This is a genomic window from Sphingoaurantiacus capsulatus (genome assembly GCF_042648405.1).
GTDB classification, from domain to species: Bacteria; Pseudomonadota; Alphaproteobacteria; order Sphingomonadales; family Sphingomonadaceae; genus Sphingoaurantiacus; species Sphingoaurantiacus capsulatus.
Map to the genome: position 1 here is coordinate 206,623 of NZ_JBHRXV010000003.1, position 12,597 is coordinate 219,219.

Annotated in this window: 11 protein-coding genes; 6 read left to right on the forward strand and 5 right to left on the reverse strand. The window is 68.5% G+C overall.

The window, feature by feature from the left end:
• Window positions 1-36: 36 nt before the first annotated feature.
• Entirely contained in the window at window positions 37-1,569 is a 1,533-nt protein-coding gene (pgi, locus tag ACFOMD_RS04360; RefSeq protein ID WP_380857391.1) for a glucose-6-phosphate isomerase, read from the reverse strand.
• Window positions 1,570-1,662: 93 nt separating this feature from the next.
• Here pgi and lepB point away from each other — a divergent pair, with 93 nt between their 5' ends.
• The 6 genes from lepB (at window position 1,663) to ACFOMD_RS04390 (ending at window position 8,304) form a co-directional block, all read left to right on the forward strand.
• Complete coding sequence (gene lepB, locus ACFOMD_RS04365; RefSeq protein WP_380857394.1) at window positions 1,663-2,544, forward strand: signal peptidase I; 882 nt, start codon at window positions 1,663-1,665, stop codon at window positions 2,542-2,544.
• On the forward strand, window positions 2,541-3,206 hold the full coding sequence (gene rnc / locus ACFOMD_RS04370) for a ribonuclease III (protein ID WP_380857397.1): 666 nt from the start codon (window positions 2,541-2,543) through the stop codon (window positions 3,204-3,206). Before lepB ends, rnc begins: the two co-directional genes overlap by 4 nt.
• Window positions 3,203-4,105: a GTPase Era gene (era, locus tag ACFOMD_RS04375; protein WP_380857400.1), complete on the forward strand. Its 903-nt coding sequence runs from the start codon at window positions 3,203-3,205 to the stop codon at window positions 4,103-4,105. Before rnc ends, era begins: the two co-directional genes overlap by 4 nt.
• Before the next feature lie 27 nt (window positions 4,106-4,132).
• On the forward strand, window positions 4,133-4,882 hold the full coding sequence (gene recO / locus ACFOMD_RS04380) for a DNA repair protein RecO (protein ID WP_380857403.1): 750 nt from the start codon (window positions 4,133-4,135) through the stop codon (window positions 4,880-4,882).
• Window positions 4,883-4,925: 43 nt separating this feature from the next.
• Entirely contained in the window at window positions 4,926-7,172 is a 2,247-nt protein-coding gene (gene parC / locus ACFOMD_RS04385; RefSeq protein WP_380857406.1) for a DNA topoisomerase IV subunit A, read from the forward strand.
• A gap of 91 nt (window positions 7,173-7,263) precedes the next feature.
• Entirely contained in the window at window positions 7,264-8,304 is a 1,041-nt protein-coding gene (locus tag ACFOMD_RS04390) for an alpha/beta hydrolase (protein WP_380857409.1), read from the forward strand.
• A gap of 152 nt (window positions 8,305-8,456) precedes the next feature.
• Here the strand turns inward: ACFOMD_RS04390 and ACFOMD_RS04395 are convergent, their stop codons facing one another.
• The 4 genes from ACFOMD_RS04395 to ACFOMD_RS04410 form a co-directional block, all read right to left on the reverse strand.
• Window positions 8,457-9,359, reverse strand: coding sequence for a hypothetical protein (locus tag ACFOMD_RS04395; RefSeq protein WP_380857412.1), 903 nt, complete (start codon window positions 9,357-9,359; stop codon window positions 8,457-8,459).
• 90 nt (window positions 9,360-9,449) lie between these two features.
• Entirely contained in the window at window positions 9,450-11,399 is a 1,950-nt protein-coding gene (locus tag ACFOMD_RS04400) for a M56 family metallopeptidase (protein ID WP_380857415.1), read from the reverse strand.
• On the reverse strand, window positions 11,396-11,770 hold the full coding sequence (locus ACFOMD_RS04405; RefSeq protein WP_380857418.1) for a BlaI/MecI/CopY family transcriptional regulator: 375 nt from the start codon (window positions 11,768-11,770) through the stop codon (window positions 11,396-11,398). The genes ACFOMD_RS04400 and ACFOMD_RS04405 overlap by 4 nt, the downstream gene beginning before the upstream one ends.
• Window positions 11,771-11,943: 173 nt before the next feature.
• On the reverse strand, window positions 11,944-12,522 hold the full coding sequence (locus tag ACFOMD_RS04410) for a glycine zipper 2TM domain-containing protein (protein WP_380857421.1): 579 nt from the start codon (window positions 12,520-12,522) through the stop codon (window positions 11,944-11,946).
• Between the last annotated feature and the right edge of the window lie 75 nt (window positions 12,523-12,597).

The window sequence follows — 12,597 nt, forward strand, 5'->3', positions numbered from 1 at the left end:
GATCAACCGCCGGCCGCCGCGTGCAGTTCCCCCCGGCTAACCGAACGCGCGGCGCAGCAGATCGGCGGTCGAGGGATCGAACGCGCCCGTATCGCCTGCCTCCAGCGCTTTCGCCATCTCCTTGCCCAGCTCGACGCCCCATTGGTCGAACGGGTTGGTGCCGAGCAGCACGGCGGCAGCGAAGGTGCGATGCTCGTAGAAGGCGAGCAGCGCGCCGAGCGTCCTCGGATCGAGCTGGTCCAGCAGGATCGTCGATGACGGCCGGTTGCCGGGGAAGGTCTTCGCCTCGGCCAGCGCGGCATCGCCACCCGACTTCGCCAACGCCTCCTCATGCGTGCGTCCCTTCAGCAGCGCCGCGCCCTGCGCGAAGCAGTTGGCGAGCAGCTGGCGATGATGCGTGCCGCCGCGCGCATGGCCGGGCTCGATCACCGCGAGGAATTCGACGGGTATGAGGTGCGTGCCCTGATGCACGAGCTGAAATACCGCATGCTGCGCGTCGGTGCCGACGCCACCCCAGGTGATCGCGCCGGTGGGATAGCCAACAGGGGCGCCATCGCGGGTCACCCGCTTGCCGTTCGACTCCATTTCCAGCTGCTGGAGATAAGACGGCAGCAGCCGCAGTCGCTCATCATAGCCGAAAACTGCGCGTGTCTCCGCTCCGAGCAGCGTCGCGTGCCATATGTCGAGCGCGGCGGCGAGCGCGGGCGCATTGCCAGCGAAGGGCGCCTCGGCGAAATGCTCATCCATCGCTGACGCTCCGGCGAGCAGCGCGGCGAACGCGTCCCAGCCGTTGCGCAAGGCGAACGGCACGCCGACCGCCGACCACAGCGAATAGCGGCCACCGACGGTTTCGGCGAAGGGCAGTATGCGGTCGTCTGCAATGCCGAATGCCTCCGCCTTCACCGGCGCCGCGGTCACTGCGATGCAGCGCGATACCGGATTGGCGACGCCGCCGGCGCGCAGCCAGTCAAGCGCGCCAGCGGCATTGGTCATCGTCTCGATCGTGGTGAAAGTCTTCGAGACGAGCACGATCAGCGTGTGCGCCGGATCGAAACGCGCGCAGGCCTCTTCGAGCGCAACGCCGTCGATATTGGCGACCACCGCGACCTCCGGCCCGTCGCCCTTTCGCCCCAGGGCATCGAGCAGCAGCGCCGGCCCCAATGCCGAACCGCCGATGCCGATGTGGAGCACATATCGGATATCGCCATGCCGCCCGCCGCGCACGGCTTCGACCAGGTCGCGCATCTTGCCGTGATCGGCATTGGCGCTGCGCTCGGCGGCATGGGTGGCGGCGCGACCCTCGCTCGGGTTGACCACCCCCCCTGCCAGCAGCTTCGCGCGCCACCCGGCGAGGTTGGCCGCTGACGCCAGCGCGCCGAGCAGCTCGACCGCCTTCGCATCCGCGCGCAGCTTTGAGAAATCGAAATGCAGCCCCGCGAGATCGATCGACAGGTTCGCCAAGCGATCTTGTTCGGCGTCGAACATCGACAGGATGTGCGTGTTGCGCGTCTCCGCGGCGTGGGCGGCGAGCGCCTGCCATTCGGGGGTCTGCGGCAGCCGGCTGTCCATGCGTGTCCTCCTCTCCTCGCCCCGGCTATAAGGCAGGGGGTGCGGCGTCCGCTATCCTTGACTTGCCTGGCAGCCGCCGCCTAGTGGCGCGCGATGACGGAACCCAAGGTCAGCAACGCCCCGCTGAGCGAAGCAGAGGCGGCGCGCGCCGCGCACATGGCGCGAACCGAGACCCTCTATGCTTCGTTCAAGGAAGGTGTGAAAACGATCTTCGGCGCGATCCTGATCGCGCTGTTCGTCCGCTCCTTCGCCTATGAGCCGTTCAACATTCCGTCGGAGTCGATGCTGTCGCGCCTGCGGGTCGGCGACTATCTGTTCGTGTCGAAATGGCCGTACGGCTTCAGCCGCTACTCGCTGCCGCTCGGCCTGCCGCTGTTCGACGGCCGCCTGCTCGGCGCTGAGCCGCAGCGCGGCGAGATCGCGGTGTTCAAGACGCCCGCCGACAATCGCACCGACTTCATCAAACGGGTGATCGGCCTGCCCGGCGACCTGATCCAGATGAAGAGTGGCGTGCTGCATATCAACGGCGCCGCGGTGAAAAAGGAGCGCGTTGCCGACCTCGTCATGCCGGTGACGCCCAACACCGACTGCCTTGGCGGGTTCAGCCGCCCGAGCTTCCGCGCGGTCAGCGCGAGCGGCCAGGCGGTCTGCCGCTACCCGCAGTATCGCGAAACGCTGCCCGGCGGCGCCAGCTACCTCGTGCTCGATCAGGTCACCGGCTCGACGGGCGACGACACCGGCATCTACGTCGTGCCGCAGGGCCATTATTTCATGATGGGCGACAATCGCGACGACAGCGCGGACAGCCGCTATGCCGTGTCGCAGGACGGTATCGGCTTCGTCCCCTACGAGAATCTCGTCGGCCGCGCCTCGCTGATGTTCTTCTCGACCGATGGCTCGGCGAAGCTGTTCAACCCGATCAGCTGGTTCACCGCGATTCGCTGGGATCGGGTCGGCAAGACCTTCAGCGCATGACGGCGGCCGCGGACTGGGCCGCCGGCGCGCTCGGTCACGCCTTTCGCGACCCGCGCCTGCTCGACCGGGCGCTGACGCACGCCAGCGCCGGCAAGCCCGACTATGAGCGGCTGGAGTTTCTCGGCGACCGCGTGCTCGGCTTCGTCATCGCCGCCTGGCTCTACGCCGACCTGACCGACGAGGCCGAAGGCAAGCTGTCGCGCCGTTTCGCCGAGTTGGTCAGCCGCGAAACCTGCGCCGCCGTCGCGCGCGAGATCGGCGTCGTGCCGCACATCATCCTCGGCGCGCAGGCGCGCGGCGACCGCGCCCACCAATCGGAAAATGTGCTGGGCGATATCGTCGAGGCGATGATCGGCGCGCTCCACATCGATGGCGGCATCGGCGTGGCAGAAAGCTTCGTGCGCCGCGCCTGGGCGCCGCACATGGCGCTCGACTCGCGGGCACCGAAGCACCCCAAGTCGGCGCTGCAGGAATGGGCCAATGGCCGCGGGCTGCGCTCCCCCGAATATGCCATCGTCGATCGCTCCGGCCCGCAACATGCCCCGGTCTTCCGCGTTCAGGTCACGGTGCGCGGCCATGACCCCGTCACGGCCGACGGCACCAACAAACAGGAAGCGGAGACTGCGGCGGCGCAGGCGATGCTGGACAGGTTAACCGCATGAATCCCGAGACCGAACGCTGCGGCGTCGTTGCCGTCATCGGCGCCCCCAATGCCGGCAAGTCGACCCTGGTCAACGCGCTGGTCGGACAGAAGGTCGCCATCGTCAGCCCCAAGGTGCAAACCACCCGCACCCGCCTGATCGGCATTGCGATCGAGGGTGACGCGCAATTGCTGCTGGTCGACACGCCCGGCATCTTCGCGCCGCGCCGCCGGCTCGACCGCGCGATGGTGAGCGCCGCTTGGGAGGGAACGACCGGCGCCGACGTGGTGGTGCTGGTCGTCGACGCCCGCGCCGGCCTGAAGGACGAAGTGTCGTCGCTGCTCGACGCCATCGCCCAGCGGCCCGAGCCGAAGATGCTGGCGCTCAACAAGGTCGATGTGGCGCCGAAGGAAAAGCTGCTGAAGATCGCGACGGCTGCCAATGAGCGCGTGCCCTTCGCCGAAACCTTCATGATCTCGGCGAAGACCGGCGACGGTGTCGACGATCTGAAGGCGAAGCTGACCGCGGCGGCGCCCGAGGGGCCTTGGCATTTCCCCGCCGATCAGGTTTCCGACGTGACCACGCGGCTCTTGGCGGCCGAGATCACTCGCGAACAGATCTACCGCCAGCTCCACGAGGAGCTGCCCTATGCGACCACCGTCGAGACGGAGAAGTGGGAGGAGCGGCGCGACGGTTCCGCTGCCATCCACCAGCAGATTCTCGTCGAGCGCGAGACGCAGAAGGCGATCGTGCTCGGCAAGGGCGGCGCGCAGATCAAGAAGCTCGGCGCCGCGGCGCGGGCGGAACTGCAGGAGCAACTCGGCCGCCGCATCCACCTGTTCCTCCACGTCAAGGTGAAGCCCGACTGGGCCGAGGACCGCGGCGTCTATCGCGACATGGGCCTCGGCTGGGTCGAATAGCGCGGCGCCGCCGCCTATAGTGACGCCATGGACCTGACCGCCGACGCCATCGTCTGCGCCGTGCTGCCGCATGGCGAGCATGGCGCCGTCATCCGGCTGTTCACCTCCACCAGCGGCCTTATCGCCGGCTATGTGCGCGGCGGTCGCTCGCGCCGGCTGCGCCCCGTCCTGCTGCCGGGCAATCTCGTGCAGGCGAACCTGCGCGCGCGCGTCGAGGATCAGCTGGCCGCCGCGACGGTCGAACTGCTGCGCTCGCGCGCGCCGCTGGCGATGGACCGGCTGACCGCGCCAGGGGTCGAATGGCTGTGCGGGCTCACCGCCAGCACGCTTCCCGAAGGCCATGCCTATGCGCAGCTCCACGCCGCGCTCGCCGGGCTGCTCGAGGTGATGGACCATGCCGAGGACGTCCGACTGTGGGCGGCGCGGCTGGTGCGCTATGAGCTGCTGCTCCTCAGCCAGCTCGGCTTCGCGCTCGATCTCAGCGAGTGCGCGGCGACCGGCAGCCGCGACGACCTCGTCTTCGTCAGCCCCAAATCCTCGAAAGCGGTGAGCCGCGCCGCCGGGCAGCCCTATGCCGACCGCCTGCTCCCCCTCCCCGCCTTCCTCGCCGGCGCCGACGCCGCACCCGACTGGCCCGACATTCTCGCCGGCTTCCGCACCACCGGTTATTTCCTCGAGCGCGACCTGCTCAACGGTGGCCGGCGGGCCGACATCCTCGCCGCTCGCGAGCGGTTGCTGGCGCGGCTGAGCGCGGGATATCGTCAGAACAAAGAATGAACCGGCTGCACATCGCCGTGCGGCTTGCTAGAAGCGTCGCACCATGACCGAACTGAACGATTCCCACGACCGCATCATCGAGACACCGTTCGCCGAGGCGCTGAGCGGCCGCTACCTCGTCTATGCGATGTCGACGATCACCGCGCGCTCGCTGCCCGATGTCCGCGACGGGCTGAAGCCTGTGCATCGCCGCCTGCTGTGGGCGATGCGGCTGCTGAAGCTCGACCCGGCGTCGGGCTACAAGAAGTGCGCCCGCGTCATCGGCGACGTGATCGGCAAATATCACCCGCACGGCGACCAGTCGGTCTACGACGCGCTCGTCCGCCTCGCGCAGACCTTCGCGCTCCGCTACCCGCTCGTCGACGGGCAGGGCAATTTCGGCAACATCGACGGCGATAACGCCGCGGCGATGCGATACACCGAGGCGCGGCTTACGGCGGCCGCCGCCGAGCTGATGGACGGGCTCGACGAGAATTGCGTGCCGTTCCGCACCACCTACAACGGCGAGGACGAGGAGCCCGAGGTTTTCCCGGCGCTGTTCCCCAATCTCCTCGCCAACGGCGCCAGCGGCATCGCGGTCGGCATGGCGACCTCGATCCCGCCGCACAATGTCGCCGAGCTGATAGATGCGGCGACCCTCCTCATCGACAATGAGGAAACGACGGTCGATGAGCTGCTGACCAACGTGCAGGGCCCCGACTTCCCGACCGGCGGCGTCTGCATCGAATCGCAAGGCGGCATCCGGGAAGCCTATGTCACGGGCCGCGGTTCCTTCCGGCTGCGCGCGCGCTGGGAGAAGGTCGAGGTCAAGGGCGGCGGCTGGTACATCGTGATCAGCGAAATCCCGTTCCAGGTCCAAAAGGGCAAGCTGATCGAGGAGATCGCGGCGCTCGTCACCGAGAAGAAGCTGCCGATCCTCGAGGATGTGCGCGACGAGTCCGACGCCGAAATCCGGCTGGTGCTCGAGCCGCGCTCGCGCAACGTCGATCCGGGCGTCCTCATGGAAAGCCTGTTCAAGCTCACCGACCTTGAGGTGCGCTTCCCGTTGAACCTCAACGTGCTCGACAAGACGCGCACGCCGAAGGTGATGGGGCTGAAGGACGCGCTGCTCGCCTATCTCGACCACCAGATCGAGGTACTGGTCGCGCGGTCGAAGTACCGGCTGCAGAAGATCGAGGACCGGCTGGAACTGCTCGCCGGCTTCCTCATCGCCTACCTCAACCTCGACGAGGTGATCCGCATCATCCGCGAGGAGGACGAGCCGAAGCAGGAGCTGATCCTTACTTTCGAGCTGACCGACCGGCAGGCCGAGGCCATCCTCAACATGCGGCTGCGCAGCCTGCGCCGGCTCGAGGAAATGGAGATCGGCAAGGAGAACAAGGCGCTGACCAAAGAGGCTGGCGGCCTACGCGCGCTGCTCGACTCGCCGAGGAAGCAGCGCGACCGCGTGAAAGCCGACCTCGCGCAGCTCCGCGCCCGCTACGGCCCCGAGACCGAGCTCGGCCGCCGCCGCACCAGCTTCGACGCGGCGCCATCGGTCATCGACATTCCGCTGGAAGCGATGATCGAGCGCGAGCCGATCACCGTCATTGCGTCGGCCAAGGGCTGGATCCGCGCGATGAAGGGCCATGTCGAGCTGGCCTCGGCGGAAGCGGTGAAGTTCAAGGAGGGCGATGGCCCGGCCTTCGCCTTCCACGCGCAGACCACCGACAAGATCGTCGTCGCCGCCGACAACGGCCGCTTCTACACGCTTGGCGCCGACCGGCTGCCCGGCGGCCGCGGCTTCGGCGAACCGATCCGCCTCATGGTCGACATGGAGGCGAACGCCGAGATCGTCGCGCTGTTCACCTACGCGCCGACCGCGAAGCTGCTGCTCGCAGCGAACGACGGCAAGGGCTTCGTGGTAGCGGCGCCCGACGTGCTCGCCGAGACCAAGAAGGGCCGGCAGGTGATGACGCCGCGCACCGGCGCGAAGCTGAAGATCGTCCATCCCATCGCGCCAGACGCCGATCACATTGCAGTGGTCGGCGACAACCGTAAGCTGCTGATCTTCCCATTGAACCAGGTGGTCGAGATGAGCCGCGGCCAGGGCGTCACCATCCAGAAGTATAAGGACGGCGGCCTCTCCGACGTCATGGCGTTCAGGCTGGCGGATGGCCTGTCGTGGCAGATGGGCGGCAAGGGCGACCGGGTACGCACCGAAAGCGTGCTGACCGACTGGATGGGCGACCGATCGCAGGCCGGGCGCCTGCCGCCTAACGGCTTCCCACGCGACAATCGCTTTAGCTAGGCCGACTTAGGAACCTCCACGCGGCTGACCTGTTGGTGGCGGACCTCCGGCGGGCGCGGATTCTTCGCGCCCCCTTTCCAAAGGATTCGCCATGTCCAAGCTGACCGACCTCGACGCGGGTGCCACGCCGCAGTCGCCCGCCACGCCTGACGCCGCCATCAGCCGCGTGCTCGACGAGGTGGCCGCGCTCGGCCAGAAGCCGATCGAGACGCTGAGCCCCGAGGAAGCGCGCCAGCAGCCGCTGCCTGCCGACGGCGTGCTGTCGCTGCTCAGGAAGGCCGGCAAGGAAACGCCGCCGCAGCTCGGCGTCGAGACCAAGGATTTCATCATCCCCGGCCCGGCCGGCGGCATCCAGGCGCGCCTCTACGGCAAGGCCGAGAGCGACAGCGTGAAGCCGGTACTGGTCTATTGGCACGGCGGCGGCTGGGTGATCGCCGACCTCGACGATTATGACTCTACGCCGCGTGCCATGGCGCGGGCCGCCGACTGCATTGTGGTGTCCTGCCACTACCGGCGGGCGCCCGAGCACAAATTCCCGGCGGCGCATGAGGACGCCTGGGCCGCCTACCAATGGGTGGTGGCGAACGCCGCCAGCCTCGGCGGCGACCCGGCCCGCGTCGCGGTGATGGGCGAGAGCGCCGGCGGCAACCTCGCCGCCAACGTATCGATCATGGCGCGCGACGAGGGCGAGCAGGCGCCGCTGGCGCAAATCCTCGTCTATCCGGTCGCCGGCAACGACATGAACACGGTGAGTTACATTGAGAACGCCAACGCCAAACCGCTGTCGAAGCCGATGATGGAATGGTTCGTCAGCCATGTGTTCGAGGACAAGGCACAGACCGCCGATCCGCGGATCAACCTCGTCGCGGCGAACCTCGCCGACCTGCCGCCGACGACGATCATCGCCGCCGAGATCGACCCGCTGCGCACCGAGGGGCAGTTGCTGGCCCGGCGGCTCGACGACGCCGGCACCGATATCGGCTACCACCTCTGGAACGGCGCCACGCACGAGTTCTTCGGCATGGGGCTGATTTACGCCGATGCGGCGGCGGCCGAGGGCGTTGCCGGCCTCGCGCTGCGCAAGGCGTTCGGTCAGGGCATCATCGGCAAGATTGCGCAGGCCCTGGGCTAAATCAACCGAACGCGACCAGCGCGCCGATCAGCACCGCGACGAGAACCATCGAGACGAGCGGGAGGTTATCGAAGAGCCATTCGGCAAAGCGGTTCATCGATAGCCTCTCAATCCCCGAAGTTACGCTGCCGAAACCGTTCATCACCCGCATCTCAGTTCTGCCTGACCGCGGTGCGGGCGACGCGTGCCATCTCGGCGTTGACGCCGTGGATGCGCATGTTGACCAGCTGCTCGGGCGTCAGGTTGCGATAGCCGGCCGCCCTCATGTCGCTGACATAGGTCGGCGAGACGTTGTGGATCGCCATGTTGATCAGTTGCTTGCGCGTCAGGTTGGGATAGCCCGCCTTCGCATAAGCGCGGACTTCGTCGGGCGTGACGCCGTGGATGCGCATCTCGACGAGCTGGTCGATCGGCAGGTTGCGATAGGCGGGGCCGATCGACGCCAGCTCAAGCGCGAATTCGGGCGTCACGCCGTGGATGCGCATCTCGACGAGCTTCGCGACCTTGCCGGCGTTGTAGCCGGCCTTGGCGAGCTGCTGCAGATAGGCCGCGTTTACCCCGTGGATCGACATTTCAAGCATCTGGCCGACCGGCGGACGCGGATAGCCTTGGCGCATCAGCTCGTCGATATCGGCGAGGCTGCTGCCGACCATGGTGAGCTGGAACTGCTGGTCTTCGGTCGGTGCGCCGATGCCGCGCTTCGCCAGTTGCGCCGCATAGCCGGCGTTGGGCGCGAAGCGGCAGTCGCCGGTGCCGCGACCGCCCTTGAATACGCCGTTGCAGTCGAGCGACCCTGCCTCACGGACAATGCGGAAGCGCGCCGGGCCGCCGCTCGTTGAGGCGAGCTGCGCGGCACTGAGGCCCTGAAGGTCGGCGAACGGCACCGGCCGCGAATGGCGGCTGTCCGACCGGTCGGTGCGATAGCGGAGCGAGAGCTGGACCTGACCGTCGCGCTTCGACGGGCTGACGCTGAAATCGAGCCGCTCGGGGACATCCGCCGCGGCGGGCGAGACCAGCATCAGCGCGGCGAGAGCGATCATCAGCTTCTTCGACATCTTCATCTCCTCTCCGGCCGCAGCCGGGTACACTTCGCCCATCGACGCGCCCTACAGGCCGCCGTGAGGCAATTCGCTTGTCGTCCAGGCCTAGAGCTTGCCGCGCAGCTGCATCTCGACCAGCTCCTCGGGCGTCGGCCGCTTACCGCCGGCAGCCGCGCGCTTCGCCGCCGAGGCGCTGACGCCGTGGATGCGCATCGCGACGAGGTCGTCGGTGTCGATGCCGGTGTAGCCCGCAGCCGCCAGCTCGGCGATGTAGCGGCCGGTGACGCCGTGGATGCGCATCGCCACCAGTTCATCGACCGGCGTCCTGGCGTAACCGGCGTCGGCGAACTCGCGCAGCCGCTCCGGCGTCAGGCCGTGGATTTTCGTCTGCACGATCTCCTTCGCCGACAAGCGGATGCGCGGCGCCAGTTCGGCGAGCTCCGCGAGATAGCGCACGTCGACGCCCTGGATCTTCATCTCGATCAGATCGTCGGCGGTCAGCGGCCCCGGCCTGGCGGCAGCCGACGCGCGAGCCGAAGCCGAGGCAGAGGCCTGCGCAGAAGCCGCAGCGGTGGCGGTTGCCGCGACACGCGTGGCCGACTGGGCGATCTGGAGCGCCATCCGCGTAGCGGCGGCCTCGATGCGAGCAACGTCGGCGGTGCGCGCAGCTTCGGCCCGCGCGACGGTGGCCGCAGCGCGATCCTCGGTTGCCTGCGCCCGGGCAGCGCGTGCCTCGATGCGCGCCTCGGCGGCCAGTGCGCGCGCTTCGGCCGACTGGGCGCGGGCAGCGTCCGCCGCTGCTCTGGCAGTGTCAGCCTCGACCTCGTCCCGCTGCGCATTGGCCAGCGCCGCATCGACCGCCATGGTAATCTCGTCGGCGTCCTCGATCGGCGCGGGCGGTGCCGGCGGCGCCATAGGGGCCAGCGGCGCAGGTGGCGCTGCCGGAGCCATCAGGGCAGCCGGCGCGACAGGCGGCCGGGGAGCGACGGGCGCTGCCGGCGGCTTCGGCGCCACCAGTTCGAGCGCGGCGATCGGCGCGGAGACGATCACGCAGACCAGCATGGCGATGCCCGTCCACGCCGAACCCGACGGCGTCGCGCGGACCTTCTCGTCAAGAATGGCGCGCACCCGCTTGGCGAGGCCCTGCCCGGCAATGCGGTTGGCGGGCAGCAGAAGCCCCTGGGCATGCGCGCCGCAAGCAACCAGCGTTCGGGCGTAGCTCACCGGCTCGACATCGCCGAGCGCGCGCAGGTCGGCGGCTTCCTCGCACTGCTGCACCAGCGCCCGTTCGAGCAGCCACACCAGCGGGTTGAACCAGAACAGCGCCACCACCAGCCGCGACAGCATCAGCATCAGCCAGTCGCGGCGCGCGACATGCGCCATCTCGTGCGCCAGCACCGCATCGGCATCCTCTTCGCGATCGAGCGTGTCGAAGTCGATGAGGATGGCCGGGGCGCGTAGGCCCCAGCTGAGCGGCGAATTGATGTGCGCCGACACCAAAAGGCGAACCGGCATCTCGACACCGGTGCGGCGGCGGGCGCGTTGCAGCGCGCGGGTCCAGGCGGGGCCCTCGACCGGGTCGGCGGCCTTGGTCCAGCGACCGAGTGTCCACAGCCCGGCAAGCAGGCGTAGCACCAGCAGGCTCGCGCCGAGCACATAGCCGAGCGTCAGCAGCAGGCCGGTCGGCAGCTTCTTCTTCGGTTCAGGCAGCGGCGCGGGTGACGCGACCTGCACCGGCTCGGCGGGCATCCCGACATCGACGATGGTGTCGGCAGGTACGACGACCGGCGCTTCGGCGGCGGGGGGCGGGGTGGGTGTCGGCGTCGCCTCGCGCGTCTCGATGGCGGCGACCGGCTGTTCGACCTGCAGGCGCGGCAGCGCCAGCGAGATCACCGGCAGCGCCAGCAGCAGCAGCACGGCGAGGCGCACGACCGCGGCGCGGTCGGTTGCCGAGCGCGAGCGCAACAGGGTCAGCGCGGCCAGCGCCAGCGCGCTGATCGCCGCCGACTTCCATGCCATCTCGATGAAGAAATCGGGGGTGAGATCGAAGGTCATTTCCGCCGCTCCCGCGCTTCGTCAATCGCGCGCTGCAGCGCGTCGAGCTCATCGGTCTCGATGTTGCGCGACAGGCCGACGAGCGCCGTCGCCGCGCTAACCGCCGAGCCGTCGAAAAAATTCTTCACCATCTGGTGGAGTGCCGATTCCTTGACCTGCGCGGCCTGCGGGGCACTGCGATAGACATAGGCCTGGTCGACGACGCGGTGGCGGACGAGGCCCTTGGCGGCGAGGCGCGTCATCATGGTGCGCACCGCCGAATAGCTGGGCGGATCGACCATACGCTCGCGCAGGTCGGCGGCGGTGGCCTCGCCGACACTGCACAGGATCTCGAAAAGTTCGCGCTCACGTCGCGGAAGGTTGCCGATCACCCGATTCGTCTCCTGCTACAAATGTAGCATGCCACATTTGTAGCAGGCCGCAAGCGGGAAAATTCGGACGGCCTCGAAAACGAGGAAGGGCGCCGGCGGAGGGGGAGCCGGCGCCCTTCGGTGGACCCGCGCAGGGAATGAGCGGGCCTAGGGGGCTTGTTCGATCGCGAGCGTCAGTAGCAGCGGCGCCCACCCTTGCCGTTGTCGATACGGTTGCCGATGACGCCGCCGACACCGGCGCCGATCGCAGTACCGAGCGCCTTGTCGCCCTGTTGCGCGATGACGTTGCCGAGCACACCGCCCGCGACCGCGCCGAGCACGGTACCGTCGGCGTTCGAATCCTTGCGGCAGCGGTCATAGTCATTGCCGTAGTAGCGCCCGCCGCGCCCATACCAGCCGCCACCCTGCGGGCCGCGCCGGTCGCCGCGATAGGCGTATTGCGGCCCACCGCCATAATAGGCCGGGGCATAATAGCCGCCGCCGCGGTAGGCCTGCGCGCGCCGCAGGTCGCGATGGTCCTGCCGAAGCTCACGTTCTGCACCGCGCAGGTCACGGCGTGCCTCGCGAATCTCACGGCGGTCGCCCGAGCGCAACGCGCGCTGATAGTCGCGCCGCTCCTCGCGCACCTCGCGAACGTCGCGGCGGATCTCGCGATAGCTCACCCGGTCGCGGTCGCCCGCAAGCGCCGGGGTCGCGGCGACAACCGCGCCGATCATCGAGAGCGCCGACAGCGCCAGAAGTGATTTGTGCATTCGCGCTTCTCCCCGCCCGTGCGCGGCCCGAACATCGGCCGCCGGTAGGGAGAGATTTGCGCGCCCGAAATGAAC

Bases quoted from the DNA above. Each gene is read 5' to 3' on its own strand.
- ACFOMD_RS04395 (WP_380857412.1), bottom strand. From the start codon at position 9,359: ATGTCGAAGAAGCTGATGATCGCTCTCGCCGCGCTGATGCTGGTCTCG.
- pgi (WP_380857391.1), bottom strand. From the start codon at position 1,569: ATGGACAGCCGGCTGCCGCAGACCCCCGAATGGCAGGCGCTCGCCGCC.
- ACFOMD_RS04400 (WP_380857415.1), bottom strand. From the start codon at position 11,399: ATGACCTTCGATCTCACCCCCGATTTCTTCATCGAGATGGCATGGAAG.
- era (WP_380857400.1), top strand. From the start codon at position 3,203: ATGAATCCCGAGACCGAACGCTGCGGCGTCGTTGCCGTCATCGGCGCC.
- recO (WP_380857403.1), top strand. From the start codon at position 4,133: ATGGACCTGACCGCCGACGCCATCGTCTGCGCCGTGCTGCCGCATGGC.
- ACFOMD_RS04390 (WP_380857409.1), top strand. From the start codon at position 7,264: ATGTCCAAGCTGACCGACCTCGACGCGGGTGCCACGCCGCAGTCGCCC.
- lepB (WP_380857394.1), top strand. From the start codon at position 1,663: ATGACGGAACCCAAGGTCAGCAACGCCCCGCTGAGCGAAGCAGAGGCG.
- rnc (WP_380857397.1), top strand. From the start codon at position 2,541: ATGACGGCGGCCGCGGACTGGGCCGCCGGCGCGCTCGGTCACGCCTTT.
- ACFOMD_RS04410 (WP_380857421.1), bottom strand. From the start codon at position 12,522: ATGCACAAATCACTTCTGGCGCTGTCGGCGCTCTCGATGATCGGCGCG.
- parC (WP_380857406.1), top strand. From the start codon at position 4,926: ATGACCGAACTGAACGATTCCCACGACCGCATCATCGAGACACCGTTC.